The following is a 15,314-nucleotide window of genomic DNA, read 5'->3' as shown; positions in this document are numbered from 1 at the left end:
GACGCACCCCGCCACACCTCGATGCGCGCGATGAGGCACGCGGCAAGCCCGTCCGCATCTGCCGGGTGGCCGACACGTGGTCGTGGGCGCTGAGCGTGGTGGAGTCGTTCGCCCGACCTAGCGTGGTGATCATGCGGTCGTGACCGGTCGGCAGTTCGCGCACCCGTTCGCCTGCTGGGACGGGCCGCCGGACAAGCCGAGCGTTGGTGGCTGCTCCGGCATCGGCGGAACCCGCCAGCCGTCCACGGTGAGGTCGATGAGCTGCTTGGTGACGGGAAGGACGTCGACCGTGGTTTCACCGTCTTCGGGGACCATCGCGTCGAGGAACACCAGCATGCGGCCCCGCTCCTTGGCGGGAGCGGGGCCGCCGGTTACGCGATCAGTTGACGTATACCGAGTAGCCGATTCCAGCCGATTTGGTGCCGTCGGCCGTGTTGCCCCGCACGATGACCGAGTAGATGCCTCGGTCCGGTGGGGTCCACGTCATCGTCCCCGCACCAGAACTGTCCGCCGGCACGGTGAAGTCCTCTGTCACGGCACCCCGGTCGTTCCGGACGTGGTACGTGTACGAGACGATGCCCGGCATACCCGGCGTGAAGGTGAACGTGCCCGGCACACCGACACCGCCCGACCAGTCGCCTTCCGGGTACTCCTCGGACGACACGTACGGCGCGCTCGAGATGCCGAACCCGTAGCTGTTCTCCTGCGAGGAGACCTCGTCGGCCGTCACCGTGCGCACCCGCAGATTGTGGTAGGCCGAGCCTTCCGGCGGCAGAGGGGGAGTCCACGCCAGCAGGTAGCGCCCGTTCTCAGCGGCCACACGCTGGAACGGGCCCCAGTTGAACGAGTACTCGAACGCCACCGCGCCCGGCTGGCGGGCTTCCAGCGCGAAGGTACCGGGGAACACCCGCCCGTTCGCCTGGAACTCCTTCGAGGTCACCGTGGGATCGTTCGTCGCCGTCCACGTGATGTTGCCCGTCGACGACCACACGCCCGCCGTGTTCCTCGCGCGCACCACCATCTCGTAGTCGCCGGCCCTGGGTGGGCTGTAGCTCACCGTCGCGGTGTTCCCGCTGACCGGCACGGTCCACCTGGTCGCCGGGTCTGCCTTCAGCCAGTACTCGAACTCCACGGCGTTCGGCATCGGGGTGGTGAACGTGAACGTGGCGGCTCCGCCCTCCGTCCCGATGTCTCCTTCGTAGCCGATCGCCGGTCGCCAGGTGTTGAGCGACAACCGTTTCTCCGTCACCGGGGACAGCCCGCCGGACGCGTCGCGGGCCTGGACCCGCAGCAGGTTCACCTCAGCCGAGGTGAACTCGACCGGCAGCGTGGCGGTTCCGCCGGCGTTCGCCTTGACCGTCCACTTCGTACTCTCGGCACTCGCGAACCAGTAGTCGTACTCGACGACGTCCGGCATTCTCGGGGTTGCCGTGTACGTGGCCGAGGTGCCCAGGTCGACGTTCTCCGGCCCGCTCACCACCGGTGACGCATCAACGAGGAATCGGTACTCCCGTTCCGGCGACGTCACGCCCGAGGTGTCGGTGCTGCGCACGAACAGCACGTGCTCACCACCGGTGGCCGGCGTGATCGTCACCTCGGCGACGCCGTCGTGGCCGGCCGCGACCGTGGCGGACGCGCCGTCGTCCAGCCGGTAGTCATACGCCACGACATTCGGCATCCCCGGCGCGAACCGGAACACGCCCGGCACGCCGATGCCGCCGTCCGGGCCGCCCTGCGGCGGGTAGCGGTCGGACGTGACCGCCGGCCGCGTCTCCTTGACTTGGAACGAGTAGTAGGTGGTGAGCGAAAGGTTGCCGGCCCGGTCCCACGCCCGCACGACCGCCGAGTGCCAGCCGTTGGTCGTCGGCGTGAAGCTGACGGTGGCCGCGCCGTCGGGGCCTGCGGCGATCTCACGCGTGTTCCCGCCGAAGCCGAAGTCGTAGTCGTACCGCACGACGTCGGTGGAACCGTTGGGGGAGAAGGTGAACTCGCCCGCCACACCGACCCCGCCGCCCTCGGCGCCCGCCGGGTACGTCGCGGAGACGACGGCAGGGGCGTTCGGATCCGTGCGGTCGACGGTGAACCGGCACGGGCCCACCGTGGACGACTTCGCCCCCCAGCTGTCCTGTGCGTGCACCTCCCACGCGTAGGTGCCGTCGGCGAGGTCCCAGGTGTCCGGGTACGCCGCGGCGGGGCTGCCCGGGCCGGCACCCGTGTGCCGTTGCGACGGGTCCGCCACCGGCCACCACGTGAACTGCCCGGACGTGGAGTCGCCGTCCGGGTCGGATACCTGGGCACTCAGCTTCAGCTGGTGGCTCGCCAGCGCTCCGGTGCCGTCCTTGGCGCAGGGTTCGTCGTTGGTGCGGAGGTCGGTCGGCACCGCGGGCGGCGCGTTGTTGACCACCCGCAGCGTTGCCGGGGCCTCGATCAGCCGATAGAACGCCGGGTCCGCCTCGTGGGCTTCGGCGACGCGGAAGCCCAGCGTGAGGTGACGGAGATCGTGTTCGACCGCGTCCCGCACCGCGGTGGTGACGTCGAACGTGGCGTCGTTGTCGATGCAGGTGCCGTCGCCACCCCTGGACGCTACCCGTGTCCGCTCCGCCGGGCGGTTTTCCCAGGTCGACTGCTTGGTGTAGGCGGAGGTCCGCCATACCTCGGTGGCGCGGCTGTCACAGCCGACGTAGTACGTCTCGCCGGCCGACAGCAACACCGTCGTGAAGGGCGCACCCCGCAACGAGCTCAGATCGAAATTCACGTACGAGCGTTGGCGGTGCGGTGTGTTGTCCCAGGTGCCGATCGGCAAGTTGCCGGATGGCTTGAAGTGGGCGGTGGTCGGTGCCGCTGAGTCGACGTAACCCCAGGACGTCGCGGACAGCGTCCCCTCGGAACGCTGTTGACCAGTGGTTTCCGCTGCCGCCATCGCGCCACCGGTGACAGTGAGCGCGCTGGCGAGCGCGACGACGAGCGACGTCAGTGATCTTCGTAAGGTCATGCTGGCCCTCCCCGGTTGCATGCATACAGGAGGTCCACGCCTGCAGGGGAGTGTTGGTTGCCCCCTGGATCAGCCCGCTCGCAGGCGTTTCACTGGCAGGAAAGGAAGGACTGGACCACCACTCCGGCCAGCTCGCGTGGCCAGTAGCCGGGGCGGGTGGTGACGAATGGTCCGCCCGCGATGTCCCTGTTCCGGTGATGCATGCCTCTGCGCCCAGCGGGTACCCCGAAAACGTCGTGAGTGGCGTGCTCGCAGGCACGGGACAGAGAGCGGAAGACCGTGGGAAGCCGGTTCGACCCCGAGAGCGGTACAAAAGGGACGTACGCGGCGGCGCACCTGTTGTGGGGTAAACGATTCAGCCGCCTGACCGCGTCGCTGCTGTCGGCCGGAACGGCCGACGAGGTGCTGGAACGGATCGTGTTCGCCGGGACGGCGTTCGTTTCGGCGGCCGACCTCGCCAGCGTCACGATGCGCGGTGCCGATGGCAGGCCGCACGTTCCGGTCGCCACCGACCCGGTGGCGACGGCTCTGGACCAGTTGCAGTACCAGCTGGGGGAGGGCCCGGGCTTCGACGCGGCCGGTGCGTGTGTGTACGAACTGGACGCCGCACCGCGGTGGCCGAGGTGGGCTTCGGCGGCCAGCGGATTGGGCGTGCGCGCCGTGGTGTCCACCGCGGTGGACCCGGGTGAGGGAGCGCCCTTGTCCGGAACGCTGAACCTCTACTCCCGCACGGAGTCCGCTTTCGACCTCCACGACCGGAATCAGGCGCTGCTGCTGGCCACGCACGCCGCGCTGGCGCTGGCCCGCACCGACGCGGTCGAGCAGTTGCAGGAGCGGGAGCGGCACCTGCGGCGTGCCCTCGACAGCCGAGATGTCATCGGCCAGGCCAAAGGCTTCATCATGCACCGCTGTGGTTGTTCCGAGGATGAGGCTTTCGACATCCTGCGTCGCACGTCCCAGCGGTTCAACATCAAGCTCGCCGAGCTTGCGGGACGGGTAGTCACCCACCACGTCGATCCGGTGCGGCCATCAGCGGGCCTGGGCGGCCAGGGCGACAGGAACGAGCGTTGGGTGCGTCGGCTCCTCGAGGAGGCCGGCCGGAGTCGAGCTGCCCGGCCGGGGGCTCTCTCGTAAGCTGGGGTGACCAGCTGCTGTCGGACGCGGCCGGCCGGAGGGATGAGCGCGGGGTGGACGGTCGGCGGCGACGTGAGCGGCTCTGGCGCGTGGTCGCGGCCTGGGCGGAGGCGCCCGAGCGGGAGCCCGGCTGGGCGCAGGAGGTCTGCCTGAGTGTGGTGGCCGAGTTCCGCGGGGTGGACGCGGCCACGCTGTCGCTGTGGGTGCGCGGCGAGCGGGCGCAGGAGATTCTGGGAGCCAGCGACGCCTGGGCTGCCGGACTCGCCGAAACGCAGTACACCGTGGGGGAGGGGCCCGGCATGGAGGCCCTGCGGGGCAACGAGCCCGTACTGGTGCCCGACCTGCGGGTCGATCAGCAGCGGTGGCCCGGATATGCCGAGGAGGCGCTCGCCGCTGGGGTCGCCGCGGTGTTCGTGTTCCCACTACAGGTAGGCGCCCTACGGCTGGGGACTCTCGAATTGTTCCGCCACCACGTCGGTGAACTGGGTGACGACGAGTCGACCGACGCGGTGCTGACGGCTAATTTGGTGGCGGCGGGCCTGCTGCGGCAGGCCGACCTCGCCGAGCGTGCCGGGCAGGTCTACGAACCTCGGCTGGTGACCTCGTTCCACGACGTCAACGTGGCCACCGGGATCCTGGCCGCCCGGCTGCGCATCGACCTGGACGACGCGTTCGCCCGGTTGCGCGCGCACGCGTTCGGGCACGGGCGTCCGGTACTGGACGTGGCGCGTGATGTGATCGAGCGCCGTATCGCGCTGGACGACTTGGCCGAGTGAGCCGGAGGACGCATGACTGATCGCACACCGGAGCGGACCGGGAGCGCAGTGACCTCGGTCCTGGGCGGGATCACCGCACGCCTGGTCGAAGGATCCGACAGCGAGGCGGTGCTGCGCCTGGTCGTGGACGCCGGTGTCGAACTGATGGGGGCGGCCGCGAGCGGCGTCATGGTCGTCGACCCGCGTGGCGGGCTCGACGTCCTCGCCGCCTCGGACACTCCGGCCAACCTGGTCGAACTGTTGCAGGCCCAGGTCGAGCACGGGCCCTGCGTCGAGTGCGTGGAGGCCGGTGACGTCGTCGCCGCCGAGCAACTGGCGAGCGAGCGGACTCGCTGGCCCGAGTTCGTGCCGGTCGCGCTGGAACTGGGCTACCACGCGGCGATCGCCGTCCCGATGTGGTTGGACGGCAACGTGGTGGGTGGGCTCAACGTGCTCTACGCGCAGGAGCAGCGGGGCGATGCGGACCTGGTCCGGCTCGGTCGCGTGCTGGCCGACTTGGCGGTGCTGGGCCTGGTGCAGGAACGCGGGCAGCGACGGGCCGACCGGCTCACCGAGCACACACTGTCCACTTTGGATGATCGGGTCTACCTGGGTCAGGCCATCGGCATCGTCGCCGGGACCCTGGGGACCACCCCGGCGGCCGCGAGCGCGCTGCTGTCCGGCTATGCCGTGCGCACCCGGCAAACCCTGCGCGTGGTTGTGCGTGCCGTCGCCGACGGCGTACTGGACCCCGGATCCCTCGCCTGAATCGCGCTCAGCGCTCGGCGAAGTCGAGGTCCGGATCGGTGCCCGGCCTCGCCCGCGCGTTGACCTGTGCCGAAACGCGGGTCACCTCCGCGTCCTGCCCGTCGTGGCCGTCCGCCAGGTCCTGCCGGGCTCGGGCCGAATCGCAGCCCTGCCAGCCACGCAGGACACCGACCGCCTCGTGGAACCCGGCTCGCTGGCCCACCCCGCGCTGAACCCGGCGGGCCAGGGTTTCCACGGCGTGCTCGTCCTGCTCGAATGTCATGCTCACACCGTCCTCTCGAGCAGGAGATCACGCCACCCACGCTCTCTTTCGCTGAGCGGAAGCGCCTCGCACCAGGCCGGTGCTCGACTCAGGAGTGGTGGTCGTCGAGCCGCAGCCGGTGGGACAGGGTGTCGCGGGCGACGTCGGTCAGGGAGCGGTCGTGGTGGAAGGCGTGTGCGCGGAGCCGGGCGAGTGCCTGATCGGGCGGGATGGCGAGGGCGCCGGCGAGGAAGCCGGCGGCTTGCTCGACTACCTCTCGGTAGCGGCGAAGGCCGTCCCCGCCATCGGAGTCGCTGACCAGCAAACTCTGCACGCTCTGCAGCAGCAAGGGCAATAGCGCCTGCCGGACGCGGTGAAAATCCCGGAACTGGGACGGGGTCATGGTCCCAGGCGTGGCCCGGTAGCCGGTGAGGGCTCCGGAAATCCCGCCCTGGACCCGTAGTGGGGCGGCGATGACGGCCCGGGCGGAGGACCGCATCGCGGCAGGCAGGAACAACGGCCAGCGGGCCTGGTCGGTGGTGGTCAGATCAGGCTCGAACACCGTGTAGTCCACCCGGGCGGCTTCCAGAGTGGGACCGTCACCGAGGGTGTACTGCAGGTTGTCCAGCTCAGGCGCCGGCCCATCGGCGGGGTCGCACCACACCAGGTCCAGGAGCCCGGCGCCGGTGACCATGTCGATGGTCAGGGCGTCCAGGCCGAGGAGCCCGGCGATGCGCAGAGAGGCCACGGCGCCGAGATGCTGCCCTTCGGCTGCCGCGTGGTGCAGGCGAGCCAGGATGGTTTCGAGGTCGTCGGGCGGTGTCACACCGCCACCGGGAAGCCCGCCATCCCGGGTGCCGCCTGGGCGGCGGGACAACGTTCGGTGTCGTGCATCGGAGTCACCTGTCGAGTGGGGTTCCTCAGCCGCGGGGACGAGGATCCGGCCACCGACGAGCGCAGGAGCGGTTCAACCCGCAGAGGGGTGCGTCATGCCCGCTGGCAGGTGCTCGGCTCGCCTCGTTCTCGGTCGCCCGCCCAAGGCCACATTCCGACAGGTTCCACACAGTCTGAACGACCCCACGATACTTCCCCATCGTACCGCTTCCGCCAGACGAGCGAACGCGGCCGTGAACCGGGTGCCGGAGGTGACGGACCCCGGTTCGCTCGCGGCTAGCGGGAGAGTCCCGCCTTCAGCGCGGCGGCGACTTCCACCGCGCGCTTGGCCTGGAACGACATGGCCGCGAGTTCGACCTCGCCGGGAGGAACCTGGCCGTTGTCGGAGGTGTGGCTCGTACCGTACGGGTTGCCTGCCTGGAACTGGATCGGATCGGCGTAGCCGGGCGGGACGATGAGGCAGCCCCAGTGGTAGAAGGTGTTGTTCAGCGCGGTGATCGTGGTTTCGTGCCCGCCGTGCGCGGTGGCCGCCGAGGTGAACGACGTCGCGACCTTGTTCACGAGCTTGCCCTCCGCCCACAGTGGACCCGTGGTGTCGATGAACTGCTTGAGCTGCGCCGCGGGTATCCCGAACCGCGTCGGTGCCCCCAGGATCAGCAGGTCGGCCCACTCCAGGTCGGCCAGGGTCGCTTCGAGGACGTCCTGCGTCTGCCGGGCGTGCGCGGCCCACCCCTGGTTGCTGGCGATCGCCTCCTCCGGCGCCAGTTCGCGCACCTTCCTCAGTCGCACCTCCGACCCCGCGAGTTCGGCGGCCTTCGCCGCGGCCTGCGCCAGGGTGTACACGCTGCCCGTGGCCGAGTAGTAGACAACGGCGGTCTTGACCTTCGCCATCAGTGGTGCTCCCGTGATCGACGTTGCAGAGCCAAGCCGCGGGCTACCCGCGAGAGCCGGCGCCAAGCGTGCTGTCACCCGGTCCGGCACATTCCGAACGGGACAACGAGATCCCGGCGGCTGGGCCGGTCAGCAGTTCCCGCGCCCGGATTTGTGGTGCCGATATCCCCGGTGAACGGTGCGTTTGTTCAGCTCAGGCGCCGCCGCCCAGGGGCGGTACGTCGGGGTCGTCGTCGGCGGGGCCTTCGGGGTCCCGGGACTCGTCGGCGCGGGTGGGGCCGCCGCTGCGCAGGGTGCCTTCCAGTTCGGCTTTCAGTTCGTCGTCTTCGCGGGGTGAGTGCAGATCGCTTTCGCGGCGCATGCCTGCCTCCTGGTCATCTCGGTTCCGGGGGTGGCTCGCCAGGCGCGTCGCCCGGTACGGCAGGCGCCCGGCGAGCCACCTTTTCGCGGGAACGGCGTCCGGTGCACCTGGGGGTCGTGCATCGGCACCGTTCCGGTATTCGGGCGATTACCCGCCCTGCCCGCTCTCACTCGTGATCTGCCGCGGCACTTTTCCGGACACCCGGTCGGGGGTTGGTCCTGGTCCACCGGCGCCGGTCGCCGCCGCCGAGTCGCGGTGCGGGCGGCGGCGACCGCCACGCGGTGTTGTGCATGGGCGCGGCTGTGGGTGTGCGGTGTCCTTCGGTGGTCTTGATCAACCGCAGCAGCACGTTCCCTTCGGGGCCGCTCTGCCAGGGAAGGTGGGCACGAGGCGCCGGTGCGACCGTGCCCGGGCATAACCGTCCAGAGGCCGGGTAGCCGACCGGCATGATGAAGAAGGCGGTGTGGCAGGGCCTGGTCTCCGGCGCGGCGGGGGTCGCGGTGATGACGCTGGGCGAGAAGCTCGAACAGCGCTTCACCGGCCGGCCGGATTCCCATGTGCCGGCGCGCGTGCTGCAGCGGCTGACCGGGATGGACGAACGGCCGGGGCGGCAGCCGGTGGCGGTGAACTGGGCGATGCACTTCGGCCAGGGCATCGTCCTGGGCTGCCTGCGGTCGGTGATGGCCCACGCCGGGCTGCGCGGCCCGTGGGCGTCGGCCAAGTTCGCCGTGGTCCGCCTGACCAACGACCAGATCCTGGAGAACGCCACCGGCGTCGGCGCCCCGCCGAGTACCTGGCCGCGGCGTGAACTGGTGGTGGACCTGGTGCACAAGACGGTCTACGCCTTCGTCACCGGCGTGGTGGCCGACGGGCTGGCGGCGCGTTCCGGGCTCGGTCCCGGCCAACAGCACGCCGCGGTGCTGCCCGGTCGCCACCCCGGAGTCGGCCCGGTACCGCGCAAGGAGGCGCACAGCCGTTGAGCGAGGACCGAGCCCGTAGCAGTTAGCTGCCTGAAGGTCCACTCATGCGAACGAGGAACATCCGATCGAGTTCAGTCCGCGGCCCTTCCCGCGCATGAACGCGATTTTTCCGGGAAGCCGGTGCTCTGCTCACCTATTCCAGGAGGTTGTAGACGGTGTTCCGGCATACGAAATTGCTGCAGTTCGAGGCCAAGCCGGAAAGGCCCGATCCGGTGTACGCGCGGAAGTTGCAGGAGCTCATCGGCGGGGCGTACGGCGAGATGACGGTGACCATGCAGTACCTGTTCCAGGGGTGGAACTGCCGCATGGAGGGCAAGTACAAAGACTTGATCATGGATACCGCGACCGAGGAGATCGGGCATGTGGAGATGCTGGCCACGATGGTGGCCCGGCTGCTCGAGGGTGCGCCGTCGACGGTGACCGCGGAGGCGGTGAAGGATCCGGTGATGGCCGCGGTGATCGGCGGGATGGACCCGCAGCAGGCGATCGTGGCCGGGGGCGGGGCGATGCCGCAGAACTCCCAGGGTGTGCCGTGGATCGGGTCCTACATCGTGGCCAGCGGCAACCTGCTGGCGGACTTCCGCGCCAACGCCGCGGCCGAAGCACAAGGACGGTTGCAGACCGCGCGGTTGTACAACATGACCGACGACCCCGGGGTCAAGGAAATGCTCCGGTTCAACCTCGCCCGCGACACCGTGCACCAGAAGCAGTGGCTCGCGGCGATCGAGGAGCTGGAGGCGGACGGTCTCGAGGAGACGCCGATCGCGCCGAACGCGTTGCTCGACGAGGAGGACCAGGTGCACAACAACACCATCTGGCACCTCTCGGACGGCCCGGACGGGGCCTCGGGTGGGTGGAGCAAGGGCAAGAACTCCATCGAGTACCTGATGGACCCGGAACCGCTGGGTGGTCCCGGCACCGCCCCGAAACCGGACCCCGCGCTGTACGGCACCTACGCCGTGGTGAAGAACGACGCGGGAGCCACGAAGGCCAAAACCAAGCAGGTTAAGAAAAAGAGCTGAGCACGACCCGCTCGGGTGGCGGCCTGACGCCACCCGAGCCCCGTCCGGTCAGGACGATTGCCAGCGGTGCACTCCCGCGCCCTGGGCGTAGGACAGGTGCCCGCCGAGCGCGCCGCCCGCGCCGATGGCGGTGAGCCCGGCCAGGCCGGCCGCCGCGCCCGCGCGGTGTGCGCCACGTGCGCGGCACAGGTAGGACACCGCGAACAGCGCCGCGCCGGTGGCGTTGGCGGCGGCGTGGGCCAAACCGACCCGTCGCTGGCGCTGGTCGAGTTCGGCGTAGTCGGCCAGTCCCAGCAGCATCGTCGGTGGCGTCGCGGCCAGGCCGAAGGCGACGAGCTTGCAGGCGGCATCCCGGTCGCCGGTGCCGAAGTCGAAGATCGCCGAACACACCCAGGCGCCGATGGGCACGGTGACCAGCAAGGGGTGCAGTGGGTGGCCGAGCCAGGCGCCACGCAGTGCCCGCCGGCTCTTGGTTCGGTCCAGGGTCCGGCGGATCCGGTCGGCGAGTCCGGCCGCGGGGCCGTCGGCGGCGCGCCACGATTCGACGCGCTGGAGCAACTGGTGCGGGTTCATGCCGCCCGGTTACCCCGCCGCCGGACCGGGTAACTCGGGCGGGTGGACCAACTGCTCGGGATCTACCTCAACGACCAGCTCGCGCTCGGACTGACGTGGCGGGAACTCGCCAGGCGCGCGGCGCGCAACAACCGCGGCATGGCGTTCGAAGCGCCACTGGCCGAAGTCGCCGCGGACGTGGAAACCTTCCGCGGCATCATGAACTCGTTGCGCGTCCGGGCGAATCCGGTGAATACCGGACTCGCGCTGCTCGGTGAACGGCTGGCGCGGTCCAAGCCCAACGGGCGCCTGGTCTCGTACTCGCCGTTGAGCCGTCCGAACAACGCTCGATCCTGGAACTTCTGCGCCGGGAAGCGGCGCGCGGGAACGACGCGCTATTTCGCGGAGCGCGGTTCGGCGGTTTTGTCCATGAGCAGGACGCCCATCCCGATCATACCCAGTGCCAGGCCGAGGTGGAGCCAGTTGTCGGCGTGGTTGAGCGGCACGAAGTTCGCCGTGGAGTCGTGGTCGACGACCAAGCCGTAGATCCACAGCAGCAGGTAGACGACGCCGCCCCCGATGAGGAAGTTGCGGGCACCCTCGACCGACCTGGCGAGCACGAGACCGACGGCGCCGAAGGCCAGGTGCACGAGATTGTGCAGGATCGAGACGGCGAAGACACCGAGCAGCATCGCCTCGGAGTGGTGCCCGGCGAAGGTCATCGTGTCGTAGTCCTGGGTGATGCCGGGGATGAAGCCCATGATCCCGACGAGCAGGAAGACGACCGAGACGGCCAGTGCGGCGAGCTGGACGGGCCTGCGGGCGGTACGGGTGGCTTGCGGGTTCCGGCCGGCCATCAGCGTGTCCTTTCCTGCGCGTGTCGTCCGTTGAACGTGAACGGGTACCGGCTACCCCGCGCGGGTGCGGGTAATCCTGGTGCGAAGTGGGCCGCGGAACGGGTATCCGCCCGCCATGATCGAGGTGGACAGCAGACCGGGTTACGTCCTTCCGTTCCGGCGCGAGCACGACGAGGGCCTGACCGAACTCACCGCGTACCTCAGCTGGTTGTCCCGGCACGCGGAGGTGGTGGTCGTCGACGGGTCGGCTCAGCCGTGGTTCGACCGGCACGCGCGGGCATGGGGGCACCTGGTCGAGCACTGCCGGCCCGACCCGGAGCTGCGCTGCGCCAACGGGAAGGTCGCCGGGGTGCGCACCGGGCTGCGCCGGGTGCGGGCCGCCCGGGTGGTCATCGCCGACGACGATGTGCGTTACGAACCGCACGAACTCGCGGCGGCGGTCCGCCTGCTCGAGCACAGCGACCTGGTCGTGCCGCAGAACTACTTCCGGCCCTTGCCGTGGCACTGCCGGTGGGACACCGCGCGCAGTCTGCTCAACCGGGCTTTCGGCCACGACTACCCCGGCACGCTGGCCGTGCGCCGAGAGGCCTTCCACCGCTTGGGTTGCTACGACGGGAACGTGCTGTTCGAGAACCTCGAACTGATCAGGACCATCCGGGCCCGCGGTGGCACGGTCCGCCACGCCCCGGCGTTGCTGGTGCGGCGCCTCCCCCCGGACTCGCGCGTGTTCCTGTCCCAGCGGGTGCGCCAGGCGTACGACAGCTTCGCCCAGCCCGCGCGGCTGGCCGCCGAGCTCGCCATCCTTCCCGTGGCCGCGGCTTTGGCCCGGCGGGGCGGGGCCGCGGGGATGGCGCTGGTTTCGGCGGTCGCCGCCGCTGAGGCCGGGCGCCGGCGAGCGGGTGGGACCGCGGTGTTCCCGGCCGACTGCCCGCTGTGGGTTCCGTTGTGGCTGGCCGAACGTGGCGTGTGCAGCTGGCTGGCCGTGGCGCTGCGACTGCTGCGCGGCGGCGTGGCCTATCGGGGCGGGCGCCTGGAAGTCGCCGCGCATTCGGATTTCCGCTTGGCACGGGAGCAGAACCGTTAGCCGGTCCGGGTTCCGGGACCTGCGGTGGCCGGTAGGACCACCGCAGGCACGTTCGGTCTACCCACGATCCCGGCCGGGAACCGCTGCCGGTCAGCGTGTGCTCTCCGCGGCCGGGTCGCGGTCCTTCGAGCGCCCGCTCACGTCGTCGACGATGGCCGCGTCGATCGCCTCGACGTCGATGCCCCGCTCCCGCAGCAGGGCATCCACTTTGGCCTCGAGGCGGTCGTCGCCCTCGCGTGACTGGGATGAGCCCCAGTAGAAGAGCATCGCCAGGCCCATGGCCTGCCACACCAGTTGCAGGAATTCGGACTGCCAGTTCTCGAACGTCGCCGACAGGAACTGCGGCACGAAATCGGCCCAGGTGAAGACCTGCCCGTGTTCTTCCGCGTTGTTCGACACCTCGATCAGCTGGGTGACGAATTGGCCGATCCAGCTGAGCAGGAACAACGCGAAGGTGATGATCGCGAACGAGTAGGCCTTGCCGAACGGCGGTCGTCCTCGCCGGTGCAGATTCTTCCGCATCCCCGAACACCTCTTCTCCGGACTGGCCACCGGTGGGATCGGCGGCGCCCGGCGTTGGTACCCGCCGCCGGGCGGAATACACGCCGGAACTGTGGTTGGCGCCGTGTTCGGGTGGGTATCCCGGCGTTTCGTCAAGCAGGTGGCGACTCTCGGTTCCGGTGAGAGGCGGTCACGCCATGAACATCGAATTCGATCTGGCCGCGGCTCGCGGCCTGGCCTGGTACGTGCGTGAAGTGGCGGCCGAACTCGGTCTGGGCGGCGGGTGTTTCTTCGTTCAGCTGGATTCGCCCGCGCACGCCTACGTGGCCATCGACGAGCGGCTTCCCCGCTTCCCGGACCGTGATCTGGCGCTGGTGTGGGACGAGGAGCACGGCTGGGCACTGGCGGTGGAGACCGCCTCGGCGGAGGACTTGATCGTGCTGGCCTACCTGGGTGGCGACGTGCTTCCGCCACCCGCGGTGGTCGCGCGGTTCGCGTGCCTGCCCCTGAGCGCGGTGCGGTTGACCTCCCCGGAGCCACCCGTGCTGCGCCGGACGGGGGACCACGACGACCTGGTTCAGCGGCTGGGCCGGTGCGCCTCTGGAGGGCAGGGTGGTCAGGCACACCCGTTCGTTCACCTTGCGGGGTGACGCATCCCGGGCGAAGGTGCGCAACGCGCCCGCGCACGCCCGGACCCTGCTGCGCGATCTGCTGGGCGGGTGCCCGGACGCGGTGGTCGACGACGCGTTGCTGCTGGTGGACGAATTGCTCACCGATGTCGTTCGCGCCCCGGCCACCCTGCGAGCCGTGCGGCTGGCCCGTGAAGACTCCGAGGCGGCGCACCTGTCGGTCGAAGTGGACTACTTCGACCACCCGGTACTGGCGCCGGGGCGCCCGAGCGTGGACGTGTTCGTCGGACGCTGTCTTCTCGAGCGCCTGGCCGCGTCCTGGGGTGTCCGGTGCTCGGGTGCCCACCGGACCGTGTGGGCGCGGTTCCCGCTCGACCGCGGTTGACCACCGGGGACGGTCAGTCCTGGACCGCTTTGGGCCGCTCCGGTGGTGTGGTCGGTGAGGGCAGGTCCTGGATGGTGAGCCGTTCCAGGTGGGCGAGCGTGTCGGTGACCGTTCCGCGGGCGGAGAAGGCGTGGCGTTGCTGGGTCGCGCCGTTGCCTTGGGCGAGGACGCGGTTGAGCAGGGTGGTGGTCAGGCGGAGGTCGCCGAACCGGTCCAGTTCCGGGCGGACGTGCCGGATGAGTTCGGCGAGGAGGTCCGCCTGGGGCTGGGGCCGTCCGGTGGGCAGGTGGATGCCCGAGCCGGTGAGCCCGTCGCGGGCGGCGCGCCACGTGGCCGCGCGCAGCAGTTGTTCGGGCACGAGGGGCGCGGCCTGTCCCTCGGCGATCAGCCGTTGTGCGGCGGCGACGAGCGCCCGCACGAGGGTCGCCAGCACCACGGTCTCGTCCGCGGTGGCGGGGACGTCCGCGACGCGGATCTCGACGGTGGGCAGGTGCGCGGACAGGCGGGCATCCCAGTACACCGCGCTTTCGTCCAGTATCGCGCCGCTGTCGACCATCGTCGTGACGAGTTCGTCGTAGTGCGCGGCCGAGGTGAAGTAGGGCGGTGCTCCGGCGCAGGCCCAACGAGATTGCAGGACCGCGCGCCAGCTGGCGTAGCCGGTGTCGCGGCCGTGGTGGATCGCGGAGTTGGCGGTGAGCGCGAGCAGGGTCGGCAGCCAGGGCCGGAGGTGGTTGAGCACCTGCGCGCCGATCTCGCGGTCGGGGACGCCGATGTGGATGTGGCAGCCGCAGACCAGCTGTTCGGTGAGCAGCGGTCCGGCGTGCGCGGCCAGGTCGCGGTAGCGGTCGTGGTCGGTGAGGTCGGGGAAGCGGGTGCCGCCGGGCTGGACGCCCGCGGCGATCAGGCGGGCGTCGGCGGACAGGGCCGCGGCCGCGGCGGTGGCCCGCGCGGTGAGCACATGCCGGCGCAGGTCACGGGCGTCGTGGCAGACCGGTGAGTTCAGTTCGAGCTGGGCCTGCCCGACTTCCCGCTGTGCCGGCAGGCCGACCGGGCCGGCGGCGTCCAGAACCTGGTCCGCGCACGAGAGGGTGTCCCCGGCGGAGTCGACCAGGAGGAATTCCTCCTCCACACCCATCGAGGGCGCGTCAATGCTCGACATGGCATACCTCGGCAATCCACGGAATACACCGCGAAGAAAAGGGGATGTCGCGATTCGGCACGGGCTCGACCGACGCACACCGGCTACCACTGACCAGCCCGGTCAAACA

18 protein-coding genes are annotated in these 15,314 nt (G+C 70.2%); 8 read left to right on the top strand and 10 right to left on the bottom strand.

What is annotated here, in order from left to right; genetic code table 11:
- Nucleotides 1-129: 129 nt before the first annotated feature.
- Both JOM49_RS35125 and JOM49_RS35120 read right to left on the bottom strand, forming a co-directional pair.
- The gene (locus JOM49_RS35125; RefSeq protein WP_245369577.1) at nucleotides 130-336 is read right to left on the bottom strand and encodes a hypothetical protein; all 207 of its coding nucleotides are present in this window, start codon (nucleotides 334-336) and stop codon (nucleotides 130-132) included.
- Between the two features lie 43 nt (nucleotides 337-379).
- A complete protein-coding gene (locus JOM49_RS35120; protein WP_209668441.1) occupies nucleotides 380-2,992 on the bottom strand; it encodes a DNRLRE domain-containing protein in 2,613 nt (870 codons plus the stop codon).
- Between the two features lie 240 nt (nucleotides 2,993-3,232).
- On the opposite strand from JOM49_RS35120, the gene JOM49_RS43940 reads away from it, so the two are divergent.
- The 3 genes from JOM49_RS43940 to JOM49_RS35105 are packed head-to-tail and all read left to right on the top strand — an operon-like array spanning nucleotide 3,233 to nucleotide 5,649.
- Nucleotides 3,233-4,126, top strand: a complete 894-nt coding sequence (locus tag JOM49_RS43940) for an ANTAR domain-containing protein (RefSeq protein ID WP_308158980.1) — start codon at nucleotides 3,233-3,235, stop codon at nucleotides 4,124-4,126.
- Between the two features lie 53 nt (nucleotides 4,127-4,179).
- A complete protein-coding gene (locus JOM49_RS35110; RefSeq protein ID WP_209668440.1) occupies nucleotides 4,180-4,902 on the top strand; it encodes a GAF and ANTAR domain-containing protein in 723 nt (240 codons plus the stop codon).
- A 12-nt stretch (nucleotides 4,903-4,914) separates the two neighbouring features.
- Nucleotides 4,915-5,649, top strand: coding sequence for a GAF and ANTAR domain-containing protein (locus tag JOM49_RS35105; protein WP_209668439.1), 735 nt, complete (start codon nucleotides 4,915-4,917; stop codon nucleotides 5,647-5,649).
- Between the two features lie 7 nt (nucleotides 5,650-5,656).
- Here the strand turns inward: JOM49_RS35105 and JOM49_RS35100 are convergent, their stop codons facing one another.
- From JOM49_RS35100 to JOM49_RS35085, 4 genes are all read right to left on the bottom strand, one after another.
- Nucleotides 5,657-5,911, bottom strand: a complete 255-nt coding sequence (locus JOM49_RS35100; RefSeq protein WP_209668438.1) for a hypothetical protein — start codon at nucleotides 5,909-5,911, stop codon at nucleotides 5,657-5,659.
- Nucleotides 5,912-5,999: 88 nt separating this feature from the next.
- Nucleotides 6,000-6,716: an ANTAR domain-containing protein gene (locus tag JOM49_RS44235; RefSeq protein WP_209668437.1), complete on the bottom strand. Its 717-nt coding sequence runs from the start codon at nucleotides 6,714-6,716 to the stop codon at nucleotides 6,000-6,002.
- Between the two features lie 344 nt (nucleotides 6,717-7,060).
- Complete coding sequence (wrbA, locus tag JOM49_RS35090) at nucleotides 7,061-7,675, bottom strand: NAD(P)H:quinone oxidoreductase (RefSeq protein ID WP_209668436.1); 615 nt, start codon at nucleotides 7,673-7,675, stop codon at nucleotides 7,061-7,063.
- Between the two features lie 193 nt (nucleotides 7,676-7,868).
- Nucleotides 7,869-8,036 carry a hypothetical protein gene (locus JOM49_RS35085; protein ID WP_209668435.1) on the bottom strand — a complete coding sequence of 56 codons (168 nt, stop codon included), beginning with the start codon at nucleotides 8,034-8,036 and terminating at the stop codon, nucleotides 7,869-7,871.
- Nucleotides 8,037-8,482: 446 nt separating this feature from the next.
- Between JOM49_RS35085 and JOM49_RS35080 the strand changes: the two genes are divergently transcribed.
- Nucleotides 8,483-9,016, top strand: a complete 534-nt coding sequence (locus JOM49_RS35080) for a hypothetical protein (RefSeq protein WP_209668434.1) — start codon at nucleotides 8,483-8,485, stop codon at nucleotides 9,014-9,016.
- Between the two features lie 155 nt (nucleotides 9,017-9,171).
- Nucleotides 9,172-10,038, top strand: a complete 867-nt coding sequence (locus JOM49_RS35075; RefSeq protein WP_209668433.1) for a manganese catalase — start codon at nucleotides 9,172-9,174, stop codon at nucleotides 10,036-10,038.
- Nucleotides 10,039-10,086: 48 nt separating this feature from the next.
- Here JOM49_RS35075 and JOM49_RS35070 read toward each other — a convergent pair whose 3' ends face one another.
- The gene (locus JOM49_RS35070; protein WP_209668432.1) at nucleotides 10,087-10,611 is read right to left on the bottom strand and encodes a DUF2231 domain-containing protein; all 525 of its coding nucleotides are present in this window, start codon (nucleotides 10,609-10,611) and stop codon (nucleotides 10,087-10,089) included.
- A 374-nt stretch (nucleotides 10,612-10,985) separates the two neighbouring features.
- Nucleotides 10,986-11,447, bottom strand: a complete 462-nt coding sequence (locus tag JOM49_RS35065; protein WP_209668431.1) for a DUF4383 domain-containing protein — start codon at nucleotides 11,445-11,447, stop codon at nucleotides 10,986-10,988.
- Nucleotides 11,448-11,562: 115 nt separating this feature from the next.
- Between JOM49_RS35065 and JOM49_RS35060 the strand changes: the two genes are divergently transcribed.
- Nucleotides 11,563-12,531, top strand: coding sequence for a glycosyltransferase family 2 protein (locus JOM49_RS35060; RefSeq protein WP_209668430.1), 969 nt, complete (start codon nucleotides 11,563-11,565; stop codon nucleotides 12,529-12,531).
- Nucleotides 12,532-12,621: 90 nt separating this feature from the next.
- On the opposite strand, the gene JOM49_RS35055 is transcribed toward JOM49_RS35060, so the two are convergent.
- Nucleotides 12,622-13,053 carry a DUF6766 family protein gene (locus tag JOM49_RS35055; protein ID WP_209668429.1) on the bottom strand — a complete coding sequence of 144 codons (432 nt, stop codon included), beginning with the start codon at nucleotides 13,051-13,053 and terminating at the stop codon, nucleotides 12,622-12,624.
- Between the two features lie 176 nt (nucleotides 13,054-13,229).
- On the opposite strand from JOM49_RS35055, the gene JOM49_RS35050 reads away from it, so the two are divergent.
- Both JOM49_RS35050 and JOM49_RS35045 read left to right on the top strand, forming a co-directional pair.
- Nucleotides 13,230-13,682 carry a DUF6292 family protein gene (locus JOM49_RS35050; protein WP_209668428.1) on the top strand — a complete coding sequence of 151 codons (453 nt, stop codon included), beginning with the start codon at nucleotides 13,230-13,232 and terminating at the stop codon, nucleotides 13,680-13,682.
- A complete protein-coding gene (locus JOM49_RS35045; protein WP_209672322.1) occupies nucleotides 13,645-14,046 on the top strand; it encodes an ATP-binding protein in 402 nt (133 codons plus the stop codon). Before JOM49_RS35050 ends, JOM49_RS35045 begins: the two co-directional genes overlap by 38 nt.
- 13 nt (nucleotides 14,047-14,059) lie before the next feature.
- On the opposite strand, the gene JOM49_RS35040 is transcribed toward JOM49_RS35045, so the two are convergent.
- Nucleotides 14,060-15,205 (bottom strand): carboxylate-amine ligase, encoded by a 1,146-nt coding sequence (locus tag JOM49_RS35040; protein ID WP_209668427.1) that lies wholly within the window; start codon nucleotides 15,203-15,205, stop codon nucleotides 14,060-14,062.
- Nucleotides 15,206-15,314 lie beyond the last annotated feature (109 nt).

This window comes from Amycolatopsis magusensis, assembly GCF_017875555.1.
Taxonomy (GTDB): Bacteria; Actinomycetota; Actinomycetes; order Mycobacteriales; family Pseudonocardiaceae; genus Amycolatopsis; species Amycolatopsis magusensis.
The sequence above is the reverse complement of the archived record's forward strand: the minus strand, read 5'-3'. Positions and strand labels throughout refer to the sequence as shown.